Source organism: Vibrio sinaloensis, from assembly GCF_000808535.1.
In the GTDB taxonomy this organism is placed as follows: Bacteria; Pseudomonadota; Gammaproteobacteria; order Enterobacterales; family Vibrionaceae; genus Vibrio; species Vibrio sinaloensis_D.
Map to the genome: position 1 here is coordinate 220,974 of NZ_JWLV01000009.1, position 24,532 is coordinate 245,505.

The 24,532-nt window shown below is 48.2% G+C and carries 16 protein-coding genes; 8 read left to right on the plus strand and 8 right to left on the minus strand.

Annotation, left to right across the window (positions count from 1 at the left end; translation table 11 throughout):
• Positions 1-26: 26 nt before the first annotated feature.
• The 4 genes from recD to RJ47_RS06895 all read right to left on the minus strand — a co-directional run bounded on the left by recD (position 27) and on the right by RJ47_RS06895 (position 10,593).
• The gene (recD, locus tag RJ47_RS06880) at positions 27-2,129 is read right to left on the minus strand and encodes an exodeoxyribonuclease V subunit alpha (RefSeq protein ID WP_039482623.1); all 2,103 of its coding nucleotides are present in this window, start codon (positions 2,127-2,129) and stop codon (positions 27-29) included.
• A complete protein-coding gene (gene recB, locus RJ47_RS06885; protein ID WP_039482626.1) occupies positions 2,129-5,749 on the minus strand; it encodes an exodeoxyribonuclease V subunit beta in 3,621 nt (1,206 codons plus the stop codon). Before recB ends, recD begins: the two co-directional genes overlap by 1 nt.
• 264 nt (positions 5,750-6,013) lie before the next feature.
• Positions 6,014-9,460 (minus strand): exodeoxyribonuclease V subunit gamma, encoded by a 3,447-nt coding sequence (gene recC, locus RJ47_RS06890; RefSeq protein WP_039482629.1) that lies wholly within the window; start codon positions 9,458-9,460, stop codon positions 6,014-6,016.
• A gap of 155 nt (positions 9,461-9,615) precedes the next feature.
• Positions 9,616-10,593: a TDT family transporter gene (locus tag RJ47_RS06895; protein WP_039482632.1), complete on the minus strand. Its 978-nt coding sequence runs from the start codon at positions 10,591-10,593 to the stop codon at positions 9,616-9,618.
• A 104-nt stretch (positions 10,594-10,697) separates the two neighbouring features.
• On the opposite strand from RJ47_RS06895, the gene RJ47_RS06900 reads away from it, so the two are divergent.
• From RJ47_RS06900 to RJ47_RS06925, 6 genes are all read left to right on the plus strand, one after another.
• Entirely contained in the window at positions 10,698-11,600 is a 903-nt protein-coding gene (locus RJ47_RS06900; RefSeq protein ID WP_005471506.1) for a LysR substrate-binding domain-containing protein, read from the plus strand.
• Between the two features lie 124 nt (positions 11,601-11,724).
• Positions 11,725-12,030 carry a YebG family protein gene (locus RJ47_RS06905; RefSeq protein ID WP_039482636.1) on the plus strand — a complete coding sequence of 102 codons (306 nt, stop codon included), beginning with the start codon at positions 11,725-11,727 and terminating at the stop codon, positions 12,028-12,030.
• Positions 12,031-12,170: 140 nt separating this feature from the next.
• Complete coding sequence (locus tag RJ47_RS06910; RefSeq protein WP_039482639.1) at positions 12,171-12,923, plus strand: copper homeostasis protein CutC; 753 nt, start codon at positions 12,171-12,173, stop codon at positions 12,921-12,923.
• Positions 12,924-12,990: 67 nt separating this feature from the next.
• Positions 12,991-13,767 (plus strand): polyphosphate kinase 2, encoded by a 777-nt coding sequence (gene ppk2, locus RJ47_RS06915; RefSeq protein ID WP_039482644.1) that lies wholly within the window; start codon positions 12,991-12,993, stop codon positions 13,765-13,767.
• Between the two features lie 7 nt (positions 13,768-13,774).
• On the plus strand, positions 13,775-14,698 hold the full coding sequence (locus tag RJ47_RS06920; RefSeq protein ID WP_039482647.1) for a LysR family transcriptional regulator: 924 nt from the start codon (positions 13,775-13,777) through the stop codon (positions 14,696-14,698).
• Between the two features lie 121 nt (positions 14,699-14,819).
• Positions 14,820-15,332 (plus strand): hypothetical protein, encoded by a 513-nt coding sequence (locus RJ47_RS06925; RefSeq protein ID WP_039482650.1) that lies wholly within the window; start codon positions 14,820-14,822, stop codon positions 15,330-15,332.
• On the opposite strand, the gene phoU is transcribed toward RJ47_RS06925, so the two are convergent.
• Genes phoU through RJ47_RS06945 form a run of 4 tightly spaced genes read right to left on the minus strand, consistent with a single transcriptional unit; the run spans position 15,329 to position 20,730 of the window.
• Positions 15,329-16,027, minus strand: a complete 699-nt coding sequence (gene phoU, locus RJ47_RS06930; protein WP_038139917.1) for a phosphate signaling complex protein PhoU — start codon at positions 16,025-16,027, stop codon at positions 15,329-15,331. The genes RJ47_RS06925 and phoU overlap by 4 nt on opposite strands.
• Before the next feature lie 27 nt (positions 16,028-16,054).
• Positions 16,055-16,873 (minus strand): phosphate ABC transporter ATP-binding protein PstB, encoded by an 819-nt coding sequence (gene pstB / locus RJ47_RS06935; RefSeq protein WP_005471455.1) that lies wholly within the window; start codon positions 16,871-16,873, stop codon positions 16,055-16,057.
• A gap of 3 nt (positions 16,874-16,876) precedes the next feature.
• Positions 16,877-18,520, minus strand: coding sequence for a phosphate ABC transporter permease PstA (gene pstA / locus RJ47_RS06940; RefSeq protein ID WP_039482653.1), 1,644 nt, complete (start codon positions 18,518-18,520; stop codon positions 16,877-16,879).
• A gap of 26 nt (positions 18,521-18,546) precedes the next feature.
• Positions 18,547-20,730 (minus strand): ABC transporter permease subunit, encoded by a 2,184-nt coding sequence (locus tag RJ47_RS06945; RefSeq protein WP_039482658.1) that lies wholly within the window; start codon positions 20,728-20,730, stop codon positions 18,547-18,549.
• A 199-nt stretch (positions 20,731-20,929) separates the two neighbouring features.
• On the opposite strand from RJ47_RS06945, the gene ppk1 reads away from it, so the two are divergent.
• Complete coding sequence (gene ppk1 / locus RJ47_RS06950) at positions 20,930-23,047, plus strand: polyphosphate kinase 1 (RefSeq protein ID WP_038189750.1); 2,118 nt, start codon at positions 20,930-20,932, stop codon at positions 23,045-23,047.
• Complete coding sequence (ppx, locus tag RJ47_RS06955) at positions 23,022-24,521, plus strand: exopolyphosphatase (RefSeq protein ID WP_039476132.1); 1,500 nt, start codon at positions 23,022-23,024, stop codon at positions 24,519-24,521. Before ppk1 ends, ppx begins: the two co-directional genes overlap by 26 nt.
• Positions 24,522-24,532 lie beyond the last annotated feature (11 nt).

Sequence of the window (24,532 nt, forward strand, 5' to 3'; positions counted from 1 at the left end):
ACACTCATTTCGCTAACCAGGGATGGTTAAGCGCCCCACTCACTCAGACGCTTTATTAGACCACTCGCCCGTTCAGTTTGGACTCGAATACCTCGCTTCATCACTCGCTCATCGATATACAAACTCAAACGCTTTTTAGCTCGGGTAATACCGGTATAAATAAGTTCACGAGTCAGTATTGGCGTAAAATCTGGCGGTAGGATCATCAGCGTATGCTCGAACTCACTTCCCTGAGATTTATGAATTGTCATGGCGTACGCCGTTTCATGCTCGGGCACTCGGCTCGGTAACACCGCTTTGACACTGCCATCAGGTAACTCAAAGAAGACTTTCAGCTTACCCTCTTGCTCATCGCGAATGCACAGCCCAATGTCACCATTGTACAGACCCAGCGCGTGATCATTTCGCGTCACCATCACTGGCCTACCGTGATACCAAAGCTCATCTTGAACTTGAATCAGCTTGCGATTAAGTAACGCTCGCTCAATGCGCTGGTTTAATCCAGATACGCCAAAGTCACCTTCGCGAATCGCGCACAAAAGTCGGCATCGGCTAAAGGCGTCGAGTGCCGCTTTCGCCATTTGCTTGGTCGTTTCAAGCTTACCGGTTTCAGGGTCAGTCAATGTCTGCTCAATACGCTTTAAGTAAACGCGATACTCACTCACCAAGCTCTGAACCATCTGACTGTAGTGTTGGCTATCAATGGGGAATTTAGCGATGTCAGTAAACTCTTTTTGCCAAACCCAATCCACTTGCTGTGCCGAGCCCGCATTGATCGCTTTCGCCAGCTGACCGATCCCCGAACGAGCGTCAAATCGGTAGCTTTTTTGTAGCATGCATAAGCTATCGGCAATGGTCGCGGCGTTATGATGGCTATGTGCCAAGGTTTGATATCCCGTCAGTTGGCTGATCTGCTGAGCTTGAGCACTGCCATAGCCAAATTGATGGAATGAGCAGATATCACCAAGCACCGCCCCCGCTTCCACTGAGGCCAGCTGATCCTTGTCCCCGAGCAATATCAGTCGCGCATGTTTGGGCAGAGCGTCGACCAATTTGTACATCATAGGCAAATCGACCATTGACGCTTCATCGACAACCAAAATATCGAGGTGTAACGGGTTGTTTTGGTTATGGCGAAATTCAGCGCTGTTTGGCAAAGCGCCCAACAAGCGATGAAGCGTGCTTGCATCGGTTGGAATCGCCTCTTTGAGCTTAGGGTCAACGGGTAACTGTGAGATGGCTTTACCTATTGACTCAGTCAATCGCGCTGCGGCTTTGCCCGTTGGCGCGACCAGTTTGATGGTCGGCACATCGCCAGATTGTTTAGCCTGTTCAATAAGCGCTGCCAGTAATTTGGTCACCGTCGTCGTTTTGCCCGTACCAGGTCCACCCGAAATAACTGCGAATTGACGCGTTAATGCCACCGCCGCCGCCACTTTTTGCCAGTTTACACACGCAGCCTGTGGGACAAGTTCATCGAGCACTGATAATTGATCGATGGTTCGCACCTCTGCGAGCTTTTGGTCTATGGCAGGCCAATCGATCTGTTCCTCTGCCACCACGTCCAAATGGTCACACACTAACTGCTGCCTTTGAACCGCAGTCAGAGAAGGGGAATTTTTAATACTTTCAAACAAATAGCGATAATTTCTGGCAAACAAATGATTAAGAAGTTCAGTCAATTTTTGCTGTTCAGCGGGCTTTAGGATCATGGGTGTCCCAAAGCTGTTTAACCGCTCAGCCAACGTCACTTCGTAATGCCAATAACGATGTAGATAAAGCCGTTCGCCATCAAAGACCAATGGCAGGGCTTGGGCACTTTTTGCCACCCATGGCGAGCTTTCTAGCAGTTTGATCCAGTCAACACCGACTAATAATAAGTTCAGCGCCATTGCACCGTCACCAAACAAGCCCAGTTTACTCGCCAAGTCGACAGCTTGACCTTCCCCATCAAACAGCGGCAAACAGACATGGCCTTTGCCCAATTCGCTACTGACCACACCGGATATAAACGCCAACGCTTCATCATTGGATTGAGCGTAAATAAATCGCGCAAACTGATAGTCCAATTGACGTAATAAACCTTTGTGAGCAAGCTGTTCTAACGTTGAAATGAGTGGTAATGCCATCAGATTAACTCCCCCTGACCTGCACTGTTGTATTTGGTATCAATGGGTAAGCCGTCAATCAAGCGATCCATATCATCGAGAAACTCCAAGCTCGGTTTTGCTGAGAAGATACCATGGCTGCTCTCGCCGTCCATACCACGTAAAAATAGGTAGTAAACGCCACCAAAATGTTGCTGATAATCGTAGTTGGGCAAGCGGCTACGCAAGAAACGGTGCAGCGCCAATGCATAAATCTGGTACTGCAAGTCGTAGCGGTGATCGGCCATCGCGGCTTTTAGCGCCTCGCCATGATAGTAAGAAACATCGTCCCCCAAATGGTTCGATTTCCAGTCCAAGACGTAGTATTTACCCTTGTCTTCAAAGACTAAGTCGATAAAGCCCTTTAGCATCCCTTGCACGTTTTGAAAACCGAGATCCCCCGCTTTTGCCGAGAGCGGATCATGACGTTGAATAACGCGATTTAAGGCGGGAGCTGACAGTACTTCAATCGGCAGTAAAAACTCCATCTCAACCAATCGTTGTGATGGCTTTTTCTGGTTCAAGATGATCGATTTGCCGTCTAACGGCGTGGCCAATACGGTATCAATCAGCGACTGCAAAATAGGTAGCCAACTTGGGTCTAATTGCTCACTCTCCATTAACGTGATGATCGCGTGTTGATTCTCTTCACTGCTGGCTGGCTGAGTGAATTCAATCTCTTCAAATAAGCTGTGCAAGAACGTCCCCGGCCTTGCGCCACGTGGGAAGGTAAAGATCGTCTGCTCAGGCTCTAAAAGCTCGTCTTCGTCTTGCTCACCGGATGAGTCCACATCCAGACGCATCAAATCACTTAGCGCGTCATCACCATGGTGACTGTGTCCTTGCTTCACTAAGCCAGAATAACTGGTGATCCGCCAGTTTCGGTCGATACTTTGCGCCAAGGTGCGAGCGTGAAGCGTCTCAGTTTCTGTTGCCACAACGTGCAACGGTGCCTCATGCTCATCAGGTAATCCCGTGCAAACCACTGGCTCCAACGCTTCAACCTGAGCTTGAATCGCTTGCGCCAAATCATTGATTCCACCTTCTTGCCCATCTTGAAGAAGATAGCCCATCGCACTATGGTGAACACCTGTTGGCTCCTTGGTTGAGCGTCCATTTCTCAGCGGTGCGGCGCCAATAAAACAGCCATAGACCGCACGCGTCAATGCAACATAAATCAAGCGGAGATCCTCCGCTAAACGCTCTTTATCCGCTTGCTTGAGGGATGCTTCATGCTTGGTGATATCGAGAATGGTTCTGTCTTGGGTCGCGTCGTAGTATTTGGCCTCACTTGCTTCGCGGTAACTGAGCACAAAAGGCAAAAAGACTAAGTCATATTCTAAACCTTTCGACTTATGAATCGTCACAATCTGGACGAGGTTACGTTCAGATTCTAAGCGTTGGATTTGGTCTTCGCTGCCCCCGAGCCCATTTTGTGCATCGCTGATCGCTTGCGCCAACCAACGCAGTAACCCATGGTCACTGTCCAGTTCCGTGCTGGCTTGCTGCAACAATTCACCGATGTGCATTAAGTCGGTCAGGTTACGCTCACCGTTGTCTTCTTCGAGGAGTCGTTCTGCAATGTGACGTTTGCTCATCACACTACGTAGCATAGGTAGCACACCTCGCTGAACCCAAAGCTTACGATACTCTTTGAACTCATTGATGGCGCTTTCCCACTCATTTTCATCGTTGTTGAGCTTATCTAGAGTTCCGGCATCTAAGGCAAACAGTTCAGACGCCAAACTCGATCGCAGCGCCCGATCATTTTCCGGCGTCAGCACCGCTTGCAGCAAACGTTGTAAATCTGCCGCCACCACCGAGGTAAATACACTGTCTCGGTTAGATAGGTAGACACTGGCGATCCCTTGTTTCGCCAATGCCTCTTTCACCATTCGTCCTTCGCTGCCAGTTCTCACCAGCACCGCAATGTCGCCGGCTTGAACTGCATGCGCTCCTTTACCATCTTCAAAGTGGGCTTCACCAATTTGCGCCGCTGAAAGAATGGTTTGAATTTGGTCCGCCGTTGCTTTCGCCATGGCCGACAAATATTCCCCTTTTGGCAGCGGCTTTTCGTCGGCATCTTGCAGCCAATACGTCAGCGCGGGTTGCTTTTGGCCTGCCATAGTCCAAACCCTTTTTTCAGCGTTTGGACTGTGATTAACAGGAAGAAAGGGAATATCTTGGTCGTAGATAAATGGACTTGTCGGCAAAGAGAAAATTTGGTTGACCGCCGCAACCATATCCGCGCTCGAACGCCAGTTAGTGCCCAAGGTGAAATGGGAAGAGACCTGATTTCTTGCTTTGATATAAGTAAAAATATCAGCGCCGCGAAAACCGTAGATTGCTTGTTTCGGGTCTCCGATCATAAACAAGCCACACTGAGGATAATCGAGGTAGATACGGCTAAAAATGCTGTATTGTAGTGGGTCGGTATCTTGAAACTCATCGATCATCGCCACTGGATACAAGGTGCGAATTCGCTCAGCAAGTAAGCCCATTTCATCACCGTCTATCGATGCCGATAGCTGGGTGAGTAAATCGTCAAATGATAGCCACTGCTTCTGCTGTTTCGCGCTGGCAAGCATTTCGCGGCAATGTTCAATCGCGTGCGCCAAGATCGGCGCTTTTAAGCTGATTGGATTGGCAAGAAAATCGTCAATCGCGATAAAAGTATCGTGCTGCGGCGCACTGCCTTTCGGCGTTTTTTCTATCAATACGGTTTGGGCAAACTTTTCCAGCTTATCAGGAAAGTCGTAGCTGACCGTCTCAGTGCTGGCCCAGACATTGACGGCCTCTAGCCATGCTGGCAGCGACTTTTTGCTGTAGCTACGCTTATTGATGTCAGACTCACTGATCAGCGCTAAATAGTCATCTTGTCCAGATCGCCAGTGCGCTTTAAGCGCATCAATCGCCGTAAGGTTTTGTTGATGAAGGTCCGCTAAACTGCCCTGCATGGCTTTCACCGACAATGCAAGCGGCGCTCCGGTTAGGTAATTGGACACTTCCGACAGCAATGCAGCTGGCGATCCCCAAATTCGGCGCACTTCACCTGCCAATTGAATCGGCAGAGGATAAAAATTACGTCGCCAGTAGTCGGCAACAATTTGCGCTTTTAGGTGGCTTTCATCGGTCACAAATTCGTTGTTAAATCGACTGCCAGATTCAAAGGCGTTTTGAGTCAACATTCTTTGGCAAAAGCCGTGGATGGTGTAGACCGCCGCTTCGTCCATCTGCCGTTCTGCTTGCAGTAGAATGTTAGCCGCCTGCTTGTGATCGTCAATCTCGTCAAGCAAGGGCTGGATCACAGGGTCATGACTTTGGCCTCGGGCAAAGGCTAATCTAGCATCATGGATTCGCGCTCGAATACGATCTCGTAGCTCTGCGGTTGCCGCCTCGGTAAACGTCACAACTAAGATCTGATCGACCGTTAACGGAGTTTGATGTTGAGTTTCTGAACTACCGTGCCCCAATAACAACCGCAAATAGAGACCCGCGATGGTAAAGGTTTTACCTGTACCCGCAGAAGCCTCAATCAGACGTGCGCCATGAAGAGGAAAAGTCATGGTATTTAGCGGAGTCACCATAGACGATGCAGTCATAGAATATTTGCCCTTTGAATGTAAAGCCGACAACCAACTGTGATCCCGGCTTAAAAATGCGACTTATTAATAAATATCCTTTAAAAGTGAGAGTTTTATGCGATCCCTCTCACAGCGGAATATTATTCTAACCGTTAGTATGCGCCCCACGTGTTGAGCAGCCATCTGTGCTGCAAGAGACCAACCGAATCATGGTCCCTCTGACCTGTGGCCGTACAGCGAACGCCCTACACTATAATGATTTACTGGCGGCCACCTACTTTCTTATTCCAACTCTTCATTTGATTTCACCATGAGCCTTGGTGCTTGAATCACCCTTACTGATATGTCACGAGCTTTGGTCGCCAACTCTTCGTTCCAAGCGGGCCAAATGCGGGAAATGTACGCATTGTTGCCTTCACCAGTCGACATATAACTGTCGTTGAAGACGTCCGCCATTTTCTTGCGTGATTTTTCTTCATCGTCCACCCAATTCCCTCGACTAAACCCAGCCTCAATACAAGCCAATGCCGTTTTCGGGAAATAGCACAAAGGCTCGGTCATCCCTTGGTAGAACAGGCCAATGAGCTCGGCCAGCAGAGCTTTCGCTTGCTGTGCATCCTCCATTGCTGGGTAGACTAAGTGCACCACGCCTTCTTTGCGATCGTAACCAATCATATGCGTTCGTTTAGCGTGCCCCATTGCAGACATAGCAAGGTGATCAATCCATGCCGATAGGTAATCTTGCGAGCGGATTTGACCACTGCGAAAACGAATCAGCCCCGACTGATAAAGCTGGGTAAGCCAACCAGTAAACAGCACAGGCTTGTTCTCTCCTAACACATCAAACTCAAGCTTGACTTCAAGATCGTCAGCGGCAGATTGGCACAAGAAGCCAATCTTCTCGACCAACTCTTCGGTTTGGACACGGTTGGTTTCAAACTCGATATCGCCAAATGCACCAACGGGCAGTTTGCCTTGCGCACGTTGGGTAGCGATAAATTGCTCAATCACGGTTTGGCTATCTTGTTGCGGCTCTAATAACGCAGCTAACAAGCTGTCTCGAATTTGGTAGCTCTCTAGCCCTCCAAGCACAAATGGCTCATCATCTTCCATAACAGGTAATGGCGGCTCAAACATCACTTTTAGACGGCGGTTAAAGAAATATTGCACAGGCAATCGCCAGAAACGCTGCAACTCAACGAGATCCAGCTCCAGTGGGTAAGTGGCATCCAGAAGATAATCTTCAAGCTGGCGATTAAACAGACCACTTTGCTGCCCTTGCCGATTGGCCGCGGGTAACCACTCTTTCGCATAGCTTGGCTGCGTGCCAATAAATGCGGTTGGGCTGAACGGCACCATCGAATGATGGAAGATTAAGGAAGCCAACAAACGATCACCCGATTCATCGCACGCCAATGCCTGATCGCCTTCTAAGCAGTAATTTTGATGGCAATACTCCAACAACTCAGACACCAGCACCGAAGGGACACGCTCAGTGTTGTCTTGAATCGAGCGTCCCACATAGCTGATGTATAACGTCTGCTGCGCAGAGAGCATCGCTTCTAAGAACAAATAGCGGTCATCATCTCGGCGAGATCGATCGCCGGGCTTTGCGCGCCCTGTCATCAAATCAAAACCTTCAGGTGGCATTGAACGCGGATACACACCGTCATTCATGCCCAACAAACAGACGGTTCTAAACGGAATTGAGCGCATCGGCATCAAGGTACAGAAGTTCACTTGACCCGCGAGGAAGCGCTGGCTCACTCTGGTCCCCGAAAGCTTGTTTTGCAAATACTGAGTGATAACCGAAGGGGTTAGATCTTGTTCAAACGCGGCGTCACTTAATTGTTCTTTTAACGCCGATAACGTATCGCGAATAGACTTTAATGCAACTTCACCTTCTAATTCTACCGAGAAGAAATCATCGAGAAGGTGCGTTAAGGTTTCCCGCCACGCGTCAATCGACTGAGTCAGGCTGAGTTGGGCCCGGTATGCCTCGATACACTGAATAAAGTGCGCCAGTTTCCCTGCCAACTCAGCGCCCATTCCTTGCACTTCGTTATAGGGTGCAAGCGCGCCATTCGCACCATTGAACAAACCCGCCGATTCAGGCATTGCGTAGCCAAGCAGCATACGCTCAATGCCAAACTGCCACGTATTTTGCTGAGTGTCTGGCAACTCAAATTCGCGCCCTGTGGCTCTATTTAGCCCCCAGCGGATCCCCGACTCCTCGACCCACTGCTTAGCCTGAATGAAGTCATCTTCCGTCAAACCAAAACGAGCCAAAATAGCGGGTGTTTCTAACAGCTCCAATAGTTCAGAAGCAAGACAACGTGTGTTGGGTAAGTTCACCAGTTGCATGAAAGCGTTGAGAATGGGGCTCTCTTGATCAGCGGTTCGGTCAGAAATAGAGTAAGGAATAAAGCGCTCACCTGGCGCATTACCAAACACCGCCTGAATCGCAGGACTGTAAGCATTGATGTCTGCCACCATCACGATGATATCGCGTGGTTTTAGCGTTGGATCTGCATCAAACATCCCTAGCAACTGATCATGAAGCACTTCCACTTCGCGCATTGGGCTATGGCAAGCGTGCAAAGATACCGAGTTGTCCCCACCAATAACGACTTGCTTATGCTGGCTGGTTTCAAGCTGCTCATCGTCTTGATGCTCTTCTAGATTGAGAATGTCGGCTTGCAGTTGATGGAGCAGAGAATCTCGCTCGACATCAACAAAGGCTTCAATCTCGTTCGATTCAAGTTGCGATAGTAAGTACATGTTGTCGCGGCCAAGTTTGCCCATGGACGCCAACAAACTGTTGCCGACAACGTCAGTGTGTAGCTCATCATCTAGGTTATCGTCAATCCCACCTTTTAGCTGTGCGGACTCACCTTCCAGTTCTGAGTGGTTCTCTTTCCAAACCAGATGTTTACGATGTTTCGCCGCCAAACGCGCAAGGTATTTTCTGTCTCGCACTTCCCCCCAGTAATAACGGCACGGGTTGGTAAACATAAGGTGGACGTCAATATGCTCGCCAATCGCTTTCAAAGCATCCATATAACGGGGTGGAAGCGAAGTAATACCGAAGACAAACAGACGCTTAGGCAGATGCGAAAAGTCGCCATTATAGTTTTCCAAAGTGTCGATAAAATGCTCGTACAGATTGGCGCGATGGTAAGGTGATTGGTCTAACGCGATGGTATGGTCATACAGCGCTTGCCACAAAATGGGCTGCCATGGGTGCTCCTCTTCCAGTTCTAGAACAGGCTGACCTGCTTCCCAGCTGGCGATCCACTCCGGTCTGTAAACCAAATAGCCATCAAAGATATCAGCAATCTTCTCGGACAGTTGATAGAGCTTGCTGCTGTCTTGGTCCTTGTCCAAATAGCGGCGCAGCGGTTCAAATTCCGCTTGTGTCAGCATGTCAGGCAAGATGCGCATCAACTTCCAAGTCATCGCTTCTTTATTAAAGGCACTGCGTTTGGGTACATCAGGCAACACTTCAGTAAACATGTTCCAGATGAAGGTCGCTGGCAGCGGAAACTCAATGTTGGCAGCAACACCAAACTCTTTGGCAAGCTCCATCTTCAGCCACTGCGACATACCCGGGCTTTGCACCAGAATTTGCTCGGCTTCAAAAGGGTTTTCTAGTGGGTTGAGTCTGACCAGCTCAACGAGGAGTGACTTTAAAACATCGACTTGATTGGAATGATAAACAGTAAACAAAATGTACTCACGCTGATCTTGCCCTAATTAGGATTGAGACTAGCACAAGCAAGACGGTTAGCAGAGCACTATAAGCGTATGATTTGGCTCGAATCAAAATAGCCGCTCAACCCTTGAACAAGTTGACCGGCAAGTCAGATCCTAGAGATGCTATTCTAAGGGCGAGCAGTCAAACCCAAAGCCTGACTGACTGGTCGATAAAAGGCCAAGTAACGCAGCGCCACGTAGCTCACCACCGCGGTCGCGATGACCAGTTCAAACCCAGCAAGCCAGTGAACTTGGCAAACATATTCTGCCGCTACGCCAACGTGTTCCATCCATGCTGCAAGTTTATAGAGCGCCGTTGAGCCGATCACCATTGGGAAGGTAAACGCCGCATAGCCAGGACTAAATGGCAATCTCAGTAGTTTAAAGAAGGCTAGGTAGATGATCGCAGTCATTAATACCGCAATGCCAAACAGCAGACCCACGATCACTGGTGAAGGCTCGCTACTCACCGTTAGGTAGCCCGCCAGTGATAAGCTTGCAGGCGCCGCAAGAATTGCCATTGTCGGTTTAGCCGCATCAGGAATTTCCTGACTGAACATAAAGCGATAAATCATCATGGGTAGCATGACCGCATACGCCAACATACCAAACATCAAGGCACCATTAGCAATACCGCTCAGTGCAGGGTTACCTGAAAACGATACATCCGCAACGATAATGCCTACCGGTGGTACAAACCAGCTCGGAACCATATGGTGTAGCTCAAAGTCCTTAGCGCGGTGGTAAAGAAAACTCACCAAAAAGACAACGTGTAAACCAACGGCCACCAGCCACAGTCCATCTCCTAGCATCGGGTGAAAGTGCCCCAAAGAGTTAGACACCACCATGGTGCCCATCGCGAAGGTCGGCACCACACTGCCCACGACAGGGTGCGCTAAATCTTCACGCAACAAATGACGGTGAAAAAGGAATTTAACGGCTAGCACAATGAGCAACACACTCGCTAGCGCGGCTCCTGTCCATTGCGCATAACCATTAAACGACGCGGCGTTTTCCCAACACCAACCTAAACTGGCAATCCCTAGCGCTAAGCCAGCCATTGGGGTTGGCGCGCCCATCACTTTTGCTTTTGCTGCTTTAATCATTGTTGCCTCACACACTCTTTGTTTAGGCGTTCAGTTTACGCTTGCCAAACGTTCGAAAACATCTAATTATTTAAAACACTTGTTCAACTAAACTAAACGACCTTATGGCAGCCAATATTTCGCTCAAACAACTCAAAGTGTTTATCACGATTACTCAGCACGAGACGCTCACCTCGGCGTCTGAAGCGCTGTTTCTATCCAAAGCCGCCGTCAGCATGGCGCTCTCAGAACTCGAGAAACAGATCGGCCACTCACTATTTGACCGGGTAAACAACCGTCTTATTCTCAATCAAGAGGGGCAGAAGTTACTGCCATTGGCTGATGAGCTTATTGAGCGAGCGCAAGATATTGAGCAACTCTTCGATAACGACCAAACCTTGTCGGGCGAGCTGAAAATTGGCGCCAGTGACACCATAGGCAACCAAGTCGCGCCTTATCTGCTTAGTGATTTTCGCCAACAGACACAACACAGGTCACAAAGCTTGTTTATCTCCAACTCAGCGTTGATCTGCGAAAAGTTGGTCGACTATGAGCTCGATCTCGCGTTAATCGAAGGGAAGACCTTGCATCCGCAATTAATCTCTCAGCAGTTCAGTGAGGATGAAATGTGCGTAATCTGCCCGCCAGATTCCCCGCTCGTGAAACAAACTCACGTTCGCGTGGGCGACTTAGAAAGCAGCGAGTGGATACTCCGAGAGCCAGGCTCGGGATCAAGAGAGTTTTTCCTTCGCGTGATAGCGCCTCGCCTTGAGCATTGGCATGAGTCCTTTCAGCTCAATACCACCGAAGCATTGATTAACAGTGTTTCAGCAGGGTTGGGGTTGGGCTGTTTGTCGAGGTTATCCGCTGAGCCCGCGATTCAAGATGGCCGCGTTGTAGAGCTCAAACTGCCTCTCGATATGAAAAGACGCTACTGGTTACTGGTTCATAAAGAGAAGTATCAAAGCCCACTGCTGAAAACCTTTATTGAGTTTTGTTACCAGTGGCGGAAAGATTCAACAAGTTAGACAGCACTGGCACAAAGAGTAGCCACTTGGTTCTCAGAATCACCGCCTCATCTAGACTTAATTGGTCAAAAACTGTATAAAAAGCCAGTAATGATTTTGATAAATTTTGACTAGAGGACCAACCATGGCTGTAATCGTCAAGTACGTGGTAGAACGCAATGGAGAAGAGAAAATGACTTTTACCTCTAAAGCGGAAGCTGACGCATATGACAAAATGCTTGATATGGCGGATGAGCTGTTCGAGCTACTGGGTAAAAGTGACCTGCTAGAAGACGAAGGCAAGCAAGAAGACTTGGCGATGTTCCTAGCTCAAAACAAAGAAGAAGTGCTGTATGCACTTGGAGCGAAGCGCAAGCCAGCTCCGAAGAAAGCACAGAAAGTTGAAGCAGTCGAAGATACTGCTGACGAGCCGCAAGAAGACGCCGCTTAATCAACCTCCAAAATGCACTCAAGCCTCAGCACTACGCTGGGGCTTTTGCTTTTAGGGAAAGTAAATTCTTCAGCTTTACCCTAATACCAGACACCTCCTCACGCTATGATTGAGACAGTTTCCTGCTATCGAGAATCCCGATGAACCATCATATCGAAGTCTGTATCGACAACTTAGAATCCCTCCATCAAGCCATTCAAGGTGGCGCAACTCGAATAGAGCTCTGCTCCTCTCTTGCTTTAGGCGGACTGACGCCGAGCTTTGGTTTTATGAAAAAAGCGGCGCAGATTTCCACCGTTCCAGTCTATGCCATGATTCGTCCTCGCCAAGGGGATTTTCTTTACGATCAAGACGATATTGATGCCATGCTGCTCGACATTGAAGCAGCGGCAGAAGCGGGCTTACAAGGCATCGTGTTTGGTGTGTTGAATGCCGACGGTACAATCAACGTCGCTTTGGCTCAACAAGTCATGGACCGCGCTAACCTGTATGGCTTAGGAACAACCTTCCACCGAGCCATTGATCAATGCAGTAATTACCGCGAAGCCATTGAGCAAATCACAACACTAGGCTGTGAACGTATACTCACCTCTGGACTCGCGGAAAATGTTGAACAAGGCATTGATGTGCTCGCAGAAATGGTGCGCTTAGCCGACGGACGTGTCTCTATCATGGCAGGCGCGGGATTAACCGATAGCAACGTGGTTCAAATCGTTACGAAGACTGGCGTGAGAGAGGTTCACCTTTCAGGTAAGTCGACTCGTCGCAGTCACATGGCGCTCGCCGACAGTAAAGCCAAGATGGGTGCTAACAACGTAGATGACTTCACTATTCCGGTTACCTGCGCAGACAAAATTCAAAAGGTCGTAAAGGCTCTCAGTTCTCAGCGGTAATTCTTATCTTACTCGGCTCTAGTGCTAACATATTGATAGTTAGAGCAGCCGCAGTAGGGAGAAGCAGATGGCGAAACTGGATAAAAAGTTTTACGAGAACGAACTCGAGAAGCTTCAAGTCGAACTGGTCAAGCTACAAGAGTGGGTTAAGCAAGAAGGTCTGAAGGTCGTTGTTATCTTCGAAGGACGAGACGCTGCTGGTAAAGGCGGTGTTATTAAACGCATCACCGAAAAACTTAACCCACGTATTTGTCGAATTGCCGCGCTGCCGACTCCGACCGAAAAAGAGAAAACCCAATGGTACTTTCAACGTTACGTGGCACACTTACCTGCCGCTGGAGAAATCGTACTGTTTGACCGCAGTTGGTACAACCGCGCGGGTGTAGAGAAAGTGATGGGCTTTTGCAGTGATGAGCAATACGACGAATTCCTGCGCTCATGCCCAGAGTTCGAACGCATGTTGCAGCGCTCTGGGATTATTCTGCTCAAGTATTGGTTTTCCGTATCCGATGAAGAGCAAGAAAAACGCTTTTTAGGACGCATCAACACCCCAATCAAGCGCTGGAAGTTCAGCCCCATGGACTTAGAGTCACGCAACCGCTGGGCTGAATACTCAGAGGCCAAAGACAAAATGTTCGCCTATACCGATACCAAGCATTGCCCTTGGTGGGTGGTCCCTTCTGATGATAAAAAACGCGCTCGCCTCAACTGCATCAGTCACCTTTTGAGCCAAATTGATTATCACGAAGTAGAATACCCTACCGTAGAACTACCTGAATTAAACAAAGAAGGGTATATTCGCGCACCTATTGAAGATCAAACGTTCGTCCCCGAAAAGTATTAGGATAGCCATGGCCAAGGATCTGTTTTATAGCCTAGACCTCAATTTACTGCGGACCTTCTTGGTGTTATCGCAAGAACTCAACATGCGCAAAGCCTCTCAACGGCTATTTGTTTCTCAACCAGCGATAAGTCAAGCCCTGCAAAAGCTGCGTAATCATTTTGATGATGAGCTATTTATGAAAGTCCCAACGGGACTCGAAGCAACGCCATTTGCGGAAGAACTTGCGGTCGCCATTACCCCTCACCTAGATGGCTTAGCGGGAGCCTTAAATCATAAGAATCATTTTGATCCTGCGGCCATTGACTACCCGATTCGAATAGCGGTCTCTCCCGTGGTATTGACCTGCCTCTCTGGCGCGCTATATCAGCAAATCAAGCATGATGCTCCAAACTCAACGCTGGAACTGATTGGTTGGAATGAATCGACGCTAGAAGAAATTCAGAAAGGCCAAACCTTAGTCGGTATCGGCTACGACATGGACGCTATCAACAACGTATCGCGGGCGAAGCTCATCGATTTAACTGGGCAAATCATCGTGCGCAAAGATCATCCCATCACAAAAGATACCGTCTCTGCAGAAGATATGGTTGGTTATGATATCGCTTCCGTCATGACCCCTGGATGGAATGATAACTTTTCTCTAGCGCAGCAGATTATGCATCGCGCAGGCTATGAAGCCAAAGTCGGCTTTAGAAGTGAGTTTGTGTTAGCGGCTGTAGACATCATTCAGCACACAGATATGTACATGCCCCACTCTAACCTTTTTCCGATCAAGAGCTACCCACAATTAAAAGCACTTAATGCTCTAGTGAATGGAAATACGGTTCAATACCCAGTCCTTGCCTACTTTCATGCTAAACATCGTCAGAGCCCACTGGTGCTTTGGTTAAATCAGCTGATCAAAAGTGTCCTCAAACAGCAAATTGCCTAATAAGTATTGCTTATTAGGCTAATTAGCATTTTGAATTACTCATTGCGTTTTATCTCCATTACCCTTTGTGCTATAGCTCATGCCACGGAAGGCACCTCATTCGTCTTCAATAGGTATGCACATGAAAAAACTCGCTCTCATCGCCCTTTCACTTTCTAGCTTTATGGCCAGCGCGACAACGCTTCACGTCTCGCCAGAATTCAAAATAGGACCTTACGCGGGTTCAGGGATCTCTGGGGCAGGTTTGCAACTAGGGGTAACCGATGTATTCGGTCTTGATGCGCTTTATGTGAGCTACTCTCATACTGAAGCTGAAATCTTACTCGACGAAGATAAACTCACGACCTATCGACTCGGTGGGCAATATCAACTCGTTGATAAACCGATGAAAATGGCATTGCAACTTGAAGCCGGGATGGTTCAATACGAAGGTCATCGAGACTATATTTGGTCAGATCAATCCAAAAGCGCCGAAGGAAAAGGCGCAAGTATTTCAGGCGCTTGGGTTATCTTTGTTAACGATAATGTAGGCTTTCGCGTGGGAGCTGATATCAACTATATAGACCAGAAGAACACCTTATTCGGGACCAACTGGTCAGCCATGTTTTCAAGCGGCGTCGTGCTTCACTTTTAGCGCAACGCATCATCAATACTTTGTTCGCCCAAGTGGCGAACATCTTTGCCTTTGACAAAGTAGATGATGTACTCACAAATGTTTTGACAACGATCGCCAACGCGCTCAATCGCACGCGCAGACCACATGACCTGCAAGATATTCGGAATGTTCTTAGGATCTTCCATCATGTAGGTCATTAACTGGCGAATGACCGCCTCATATTCCGCGTCTATCTTGTCATCAAGCTTATACACTTCAGCGGCGGCATCGACATCCATTCGTGCAAAGGCATCCAGCACTTGGTGTAACATGGCAATGGCTTGGCGACACAATGGTTCAAGCGACACTTGAAACTGACGCTCTTTAGAAGATGGGCTCTCTATCGCAACGTAGGCGATTTTCGTCGCCACATCCCCAATACGCTCAAGGTCGGTGATGGTTTTGATGATCGCCATAATGAGGCGCAAATCTTTGGCCGTTGGCTGACGCTTGGCAATAATCCGAGTACAGGCTTCGTCAATCGACACTTCCATCGCGTTCACTTTATGATCATCGCGGACCACTTTGCGCGCTAACTCAATGTCTTCTTTGTGCAGAGCTTGCATCGCAAACGACAATTGCTGCTCTACTAATCCGCCCATAGTCAGAACATGGGTTCGAATGGATTCGAGTTCGACATTAAATTGACCTGAAATATGGCGCCCAAAGTTCATTAATTATCCTTAAATCCTATAAGTGTATTAACCGTATCTACCTGTAATATAGTCTTCGGTCTGCTTTTTCAATGGAGAGGTAAAAATAGAGTCAGTATCTGAGTACTCTATCAACTTACCCATGTGGATGAACGCCGTATGATCGCTCACACGAGCTGCCTGCTGCATGTTGTGCGTGACGATCACAACCGTGTACTTGGTTTTTAAATCGTTGATCAGCTCTTCAATGGTTAGCGTCGAAATCGGGTCCAAGGCTGATGTTGGCTCATCCAATAATAAAACCTCGGGCTCAATCGCGATCGCCCTTGCAATCACCAAACGCTGCTGCTGACCGCCAGACAAACCAAACGCATTTTCGTGTAATCGGTCTTTAACCTCATCCCACAAAGCGGCGGATCGAAGCGAGCGCTCTACCGCATCATCCAAGACTCGGCTATTTTTAATACCTTGAAGACGCAAGCCATAAACAACGTTTTCATAGATCGATTTCGGGAATGGATTCGGTCTTTGAAACACCATGCCAACTCGGCGACGTAAGGTGGCGACATCAACGTCAGCGTCATAGACATTTTTATTGTGCAGTTTTACTTTGCCAGATACCTGACACCCTTCCACTAAGTCGTTCATACGATTGATGCAGCGAAGCAGCGTCGACTTACCGCAACCTGACGGGCCGATAAACGCAGTCACCTGACCTTTCGGGATTCGCATCGAAATATCGGTGAGCGCCTGAGCGTTTTGATAGAACAAGTTAAGCCCCTCGATCGAAATCGAGGTCTGCTCATCGCTCAAATTATTTACATCTAATGGCGGCTGATAGCCCAATGTTTGATCGACTGAAAACATGCTCTAATCTTGTCCTAATGTGCGGTATTTTTCACGCAAGTTATTACGAATACTGATTGCCGTTAAGTTAAGTCCGATGATGACCGTCACGAGCAAGAAAGAGGTCGCATAAACCAACGGTCTTGCTGCCTCAATATTGGTAGTTTGAAAACCAACATCGTAGATATGAAAGCCTAGATGCATAAACTTTCTTTCTAAGTGTAGAAACGGAAACTGACTATCAACAGGCAGTGTAGACGCCAATTTAACCACACCAACAAGCATCAATGGCGCCACTTCTCCCGCTGCACGAGCAACCGCAAGAATAAGTCCGGTGATAATTGCAGGGCTTGCCATAGGCAGAACGATACGCCACATGGTTTCAAATTGCGTCGCACCCAACGCCAGTGAACCATGTCGAACGGAACTTGGGATTCGAGTTAACCCTTCCTCAGTCGCGACAATCACGACAGGAAGTGTCAACACCGCAAGTGTCAACGCCGACCATAACAGACCCGGAGTACCAAAGGTCGGCGATGGCAACCGCTCGGTGTAAAACAACGCATCTATTGAGCCACCTAAGGTATAGACAAAAAAGCCCAAACCAAACACACCGTATACAATCGATGGGACACCTGCAAGGTTAATCACTGCCACACGGATGATTCGTGTAAACGCGTTGTTCTTCGCGTATTCATGAAGATACACCGCCGCAATAACCCCTAATGGCATTACGACGATCGACATGATCAGTACCATCAAAACCGTACCAAACATTGCAGGGAAAACCCCACCTTCAGAGTTGGACTCACGAGGGTCGCTAGACAAAAACTTCCACGCTTGCTGCGCCCAATGACCAATTTTATCCAGCAGCGACATCTGATTCGGATACCAAATATCGAGAATATCGCTTAAAGGAATTCGGTATTGATCGCCATGCATATCTTCAATCACCAGCCCTTGCTCGAGCAGTTGCGATCTCAATCGATCTAACTCGCCTTCCATATCAACAAGTTGCTGGCTGATGATACGGGTCTGTGTGTCATAGCGAGTGATAAAGGCTTGGTCGAGTTTTCCATTCAACTCTCGTCGGCGTTTCTCTAAGCGCAATTGCTCAGCTTGACCACTCAAGACACGAATTTGCTTGCTGACCAATCGATCAATGTCGTCACGCAGTTCACTTGCAAAAGCCAAACCGCGAGTAATATGGGTTAAATGATCGTCAGAAACCTCTTCACCGTGATAGTAGCCACGAGGGATACCAAAGAAGTCGCCCCCACGCGTCCGCTCCACTACAGCCCAGCCTTGCGGTCGCGTTGCTTCGAGCAAGTCTAATTCCAACAGTGAGATAAAATCCGCGGGGTAGATATCTCGGTTGGCCACCTTGATACTGAGCCGTTTGACCTGCCCTTTTTCTTCTACCGTCGCTGGCAAAACAATGTCCATCTCTCGCAAGTGGCTTATAGGTACATACTCTTCGGCGTAGAGTTGACCCACTAAGCTATCCCCTTGCTGGGTTTGCCATTGATAAAGTGGCGCTGGCCAAAAGTAAGAGAGCCCCTTCCAGCCAATCAGTAACAACAGCCCCAACACAGACAACAAGCTGATGCTCACCGCACCGCCTGTTAACCATATCCAAGGTGAACCCGATTTTAGCCACTTAAACACAAATAACGCTTCCCACAAAAATTCGATTACAACGCACGGTATTTTTCTCTCAATCGTTGTCTTACCCACTCAGCGATTGAGTTCACTGCAAAGGTGAAAATAAGCAAAATTAACGCAGCCAAAAATAGAATTCGATAATGAGAGCTTCCAACCTCAGACTCAGGCATTTCTACCGCGATAGTCGCAGACAAGGTACGCATCCCTTCGAGAATATTCCAATCCATAATTGGTGTGTTACCTGTCGCCATCAGGACAATCATGGTCTCGCCTACTGCACGCCCAAGCCCCATCATAATGGCTGAAAAAATTCCCGGACTGGCAGTAAGTAACACAACGTGAATGAGCGTCTGCCAAGGCGTTGCTCCCAATGCTAGGGAGCCATCCGACAAATGCTTTGGCACAGAGAAAATAGCATCTTCTGCTATGGTAAAAATCGTGGGAATCACAGCAAAACCCATCGCAAAGCCAACCACCAAAGCGTTGCGCTGATCAAAGTCAATGCCATGCTCTGCAAGATAGACTCGCACATCGCCAGCGAAAAGCCACTGCTCGATGTTGGCACTTTGAGAAAGAATGATGACAGCCAACACGACGATCACTGGCATCAGGATCACGGCATGCAACCCATTGGGAAAACGTCCTACCCAAGCGCGTGGCAACTTGTGCCAAATCGCACCAACAATAACGGTCGACAGTGGTAAAAACAGCATCAAAGCAATAACTGCAGCAAGATTGCGCTCAACGATGGGCGCAAACCAAAGCCCCGCTAAGAAGCCAATGATCACCGTAGGCAGAGCCTCCATGAGTTCAATCGAAGGTTTTACGACGCGGCGCATTTTCGGCGTCATAAAGTAGGCGGTGTAAATCGCGCCAAATACTGCAATTGGCACAGCAAACAGCATCGCAAACGCCGCCGCTTTCAAGGTACCAAACGCTATCGGAACCAAGCTGAACTTAGCTTCGAACTCATCGTTGGCGGAAGTGGTTTGCCATACATACTGTGGCTCAGGGTAGCTTTCATACCAGACTTTCTGCCAAAGCGACGAAACTGAAATTTCAGGAAACGGATTATCAATACCTGCTAACGAAATGGTCGAGCCGGTAATCGCAACCAGATACTTTTCATTACTCGACATCGCCGCGAGATCGGGCGCTTTATCGTAGGCGCGGTTAAACATCACCAGTTTTTCGCTCGTGGTGTAATGGCTTTGCACCGTGCCGTTAATGTAGAAACTGTAAAAACCTTTGCGATACGTATCGGGCAGGAGAAATTGCAGCTCAGATGCCAACTTAAACTCGCGGATATGAGTTAAGTTTCGCTGGCCATCTTCGAGCACATCAAACCATTGCGAGACCAGGCCATCAGCATGACTGACCAACAAAGAATACGCTCCGCTGAGTAGTTTAATATCGGTCACCGTGTGCTTTTCTTGACCGAGGCTTAAGTCTACGACCTCACGAGTAATAAACTCAGATTCTGTCTTTTTCGCGACCACCAGCTCAGAGCCGCTACGCAGATACAGGGTCGAACCATCCGGAGTCAATAATATCTGGTCTAAGTTAGGAAAGGGGACGTTGAAACGATAGCGCTGCTCTTGACCTTGTGCGTTGAGCCACTGCACTACTACCGACTCGTCCGCAAAAAAGCCAGCCAAGGTCGGAGAAGCGTCAACAGAGAAACTCAGAGCGGTCAGTGGCGAAGATTCATTAAAGCGTAAGGCCGTCTTAAACGTTTCAACTCTCGGCTTAAAAACACGCGCTTGCCCTTCTAGGGTGCTGTTCATTTCTGGACGAAAAATTCGAACTTCTCCGGCTTCATTGGCAAAGGCAAACCAGCCTTGAGACGCCACCGACTGAGCAAACAATGGAAAGTCTGAAGCAACACTCTGACGAAATTCCGGCGAGTCAGATTGGGCATCTAATCGCCAAAACTCCACATTGCCGTCACGCGACACCACAAACGCATGCTCGCCATAATCGTCCACGCCCAGCGCGAGTGATTGAGTGTGGTGAATGTTTTTGCGGGCGATATTTGGGGAAAATTGGGCATCAGCAAACAGAGGCAAGACCATCATCGCCAGATAGACGAAGATCAAAACGAGAGCCGCCAAAACGCCGACTCCTCCGGTCGATACTGCAAGCCGAACAAAACGATCTTTAATTAGTCGCTTACGATCACGTTCTCGCAATGAAAATTCGGCTTTAGCCATTTGTCCCACTTAACTAGATTTGCCCAGACGTATAATATTTAATTTAGGTGACAATTATATTACAGATCGCATTAAACTGCTGAAAACAATGCAATAAAAAATTGCAATAAAAATGTCACACAAAGATCTTAATTTGCTTACGCTTAAAGGGGATCGCCCCCCTCACTCTCTTCGTCAGTCAGGTTAAAAAGGTACGTTCATGAGCGCAGAAAAACTCTACATCGAAAAGGAACTGAGCTGGTTATCATTCAATGAGCGAGTCCTCCAAGAAGCGGCAGACAAAGACGTACCCTTGATTGAGAGAATTCGTTTTTTAGGTATATTCTCCAATAACTTAGATGAGTTCTATAAAGTCAGATTCGCCGACGTTAAACGCCGAATTTTGATTAACCAAGAGCGTGGCGGCAATGATAATTCCAAACACCTGCTGACGAAAATGCAGACCAAAGCGCTGCGACTCAATGAACGTTTTGATGAGCTCTACGCAGACTTGATCAGAGAGATGGCGAGACGTCGAATCTTTCTCGTAAACGAGACGCAGCTGGATGAAGTGCAACAAAAGTGGGTCAAAAAATATTTCAGTAATGAGGTGCTTCCGCATATCACCCCACTGTTACTCCGTGAAGATATCGATGTGCTGCAGTTCCTCAAAGATGAATACGCCTACATCGCTGTCGATTTACATAAGGAAGAACAGAGCGATTACGCGCTTATTGAAATCCCCACCGATCACCTACCGCGCTTTGTTATGGTTCCGGAACAAAAGGGCAAGCGGCGCAAAACCATCATCTTACTCGACAACATTATTCGTTACTGCTTAGACGAACTGTTTAGTGGCTTCTTCGATTACGACGAGCTCAATGGCTACGCCGTGAAAATGACTCGCGACGCCGAATACGACCTGAGCCATGAAGTGGAACACAGTCTGCTTGAACAAATGTCTGAGGGGTTAAGTCAGCGCCTGACCGCGATGCCAGTGCGTTTCGTTTATGAACGTGATATGCCAAGCGAAATGCTCGATTTCTTATGTGATAAATTGCAAATCTCCAACTACGACAGTTTGATCCCTGGTGGTCGCTATCACAACTTCAAAGACTTTATTGGCTTCCCTAACGTTGGACGTGACTACCTCGAAAACAAACCTCTGCCGCCGATGAAATGCGCCGACTTCGACGGCTATGCCAACAAGTTCGATGCGATCAAAAATCAAGATATTCTGCTCTACTACCCATACCACACCTTTGAACATATCTCTGAATTGGTGCGCCAAGCTTCATTCGACCCTAAGGTTCTGAGCATCAAAATCAACATTTACCGTGTCGCAAAACACTCTCGTTTGATGAACTCGCTCATCGATGCGGTTCACAACGGTAAACAGGTCACCGTGGTAGTTGAGCTGCAAGCGCGTTTCGACGAAGAAGCCAACATCGAGTGGGCGCGAATCCTCACCGACGCGGGTGTACACGTCATTTTCGGCGCGCCCGGTTTGAAGATTCACTCAAAACTTCTTCTCATCAGCCGCCGTGAAGAAGAAGAGATCGTACGCTACGCTCACATTGGTACAGGTAACTTCCACGAAAAAACCGCTCGCATCTACACTGATTTTGCCCTGCTAACCGCGGACCCAGAAATCACCAATGAGGTGCGTAGCGTCTTCGGTTACATTGAAAACCCATACCGCCCCGTAAAATTTGAACATCTGATTGTGTCACCACGCAACTCGCGCAAGCAGTTATATCGTCTTATTGATGGAGAGATTGCCAACGCGAAAATCGGTAAACCGGCGTCAATCACTTTGAAAGTGAACAACTTGGTGGATAAGGGGCTTATCAACAAACTCTATGGCGCGAGCGCTTCTGGGGTCGAAGTGAATATGATCATTCGCGGAATGTGTTCTCTGGTTCCGGGGGTCGAAGGGATCAGTGACAACATCAAAATCATCAGTATCGTTGACCGCTTCTTAGAGCATCCTAGAGTGCTCGTTACACACAACGATGGTGACCCGCAAGTTTACATCTCGTCCGCCGACTGGATGACTCGCAACATCGATCACCGTATTGAAGTGACCGCACCAGTTCGTGACCCACGTCTTAAACAACGCATTATTGATATCATTAACATTCACTTTACCGATACAGTAAAGGCGCGTTGGATAGACAAAGAAATGAGCAATACCTATGTTCCGCGTGGAAATCGCAAGAAACTTCGCTCACAAATTGCCATTTACGACTATCTTAAACAAGTAGAGAAACAAACGAAAAATCAAAAACGTAAACAGCAGTCGGAGAGTTATGACTCAAGCACAGGAAATTCGTGATGTTGCTGCGATAGACCTTGGTTCCAACAGTTTCCATATGGTGGTAGCTCGTGTCGTCGACCAAGATTTACAACTCGTTAGCCGCCACAAACAGCGTGTTCACCTCGCTTCAGGCCTTGATGCGCAAAAAAATTTAGACAATGCCGCCATTGAACGTGGGCTTGAATGCTTAGCCATGTTTGCTGAACGCCTGCAAGGGTTTGACGTCGAAAACGTCCGCATAGCCGCCACCCATACATTGCGCCAAGCAAACAACGCGCACATTTTCCTCCAACGAGCGAAAGAGGTATTGCCCTTCCCCATCGAAGTGATCCCGGGTGTCGAAGAAGCCCGTCTGATCTATTTAGGTGTCGCGCATACCCAACCAGAATCCGACTCCAAACTGGTCGTTGATATCGGCGGTGGCAGTACGGAGATGATCATAGGCAAAGGGTTCGAGCCAGAGCTTATCAACAGCAAACAGATGGGCTGCGTGAGCTACACCAACCGTTATTTCGCAAACGGCAAACTGTCCAAAAAGAACTTTGCGCAGGCTACCCTTGCCGCCGAACAGCGTCTTGAATCCATTGCATCACGCTACCGTAAAAAAGGTTGGGACATCGCTTTTGGTTCTTCAGGAACCATCAAAGCTATCCGTGAAGTGTTGATTGGCATGGGCCATGATGATGGCATTGTCACCAGCAAACGCCTAGACAAACTGATTGAAAAGTTGTGTGAGTGGCAAACCATTGATGAGATCGAACTTGATGGTTTAACACCTGAAAGAAAACCGGTTTTTGCTGCTGGCGTCGCCATTTTGTCTGCCATTTTCAAAGCGCTCAAGATTTCAGAAATGCACTTTTCTCAAGGCGCATTGAGAGAGGGCTTACTGTTTGAGATGGAAGACAACTTCAAGCGTTCGGATATTCGTATGCGAACCACCGAAAATCTGGCCAGTAAGCATCTAGTGGATTTAGAGCATGCCGCGCGCGTCAAAGGACAAGCGCAAGAGTTTCTGCAACAAGTCCACCAAGTCTTGGGCATAAAACGCAGCTCTGAGCTGTTTGACTTGCTTGACTGGGGAGCATTACTGCACGAAGTCGGCTTAAGTATCAGCTTGCAAGCGTTTCACCGTCATTCCGCGTATATTTTGCGCCATACCTACATGCCCGGCTTCAACCAAGAACAGCAACGCGTGTTAGCGATGTTAGTACGATTCCAACGTAAAGCCCTTAAACTTCACGAGATGGAAGAGTTCTCGCTATTCAAGAAGAAAGATGTTATCGGCTTAATCCGCGTCTTGCGACTGGCGATTTTAGTCCACGGTCAGCGCAATGATGACCCACTTCCGGAGCTTGAGTTGTCGATTGAAGGAGATACATGGACACTCACCTCAAAAGATGAGCAGTGGCTGCAAAACAACCTTCTGCTTCACGCTGACCTGATGACAGAACAGCAACAGTGGGAAAATGCTGGGTGGGCGTTAAACTTTTAAACCTGAGTGAC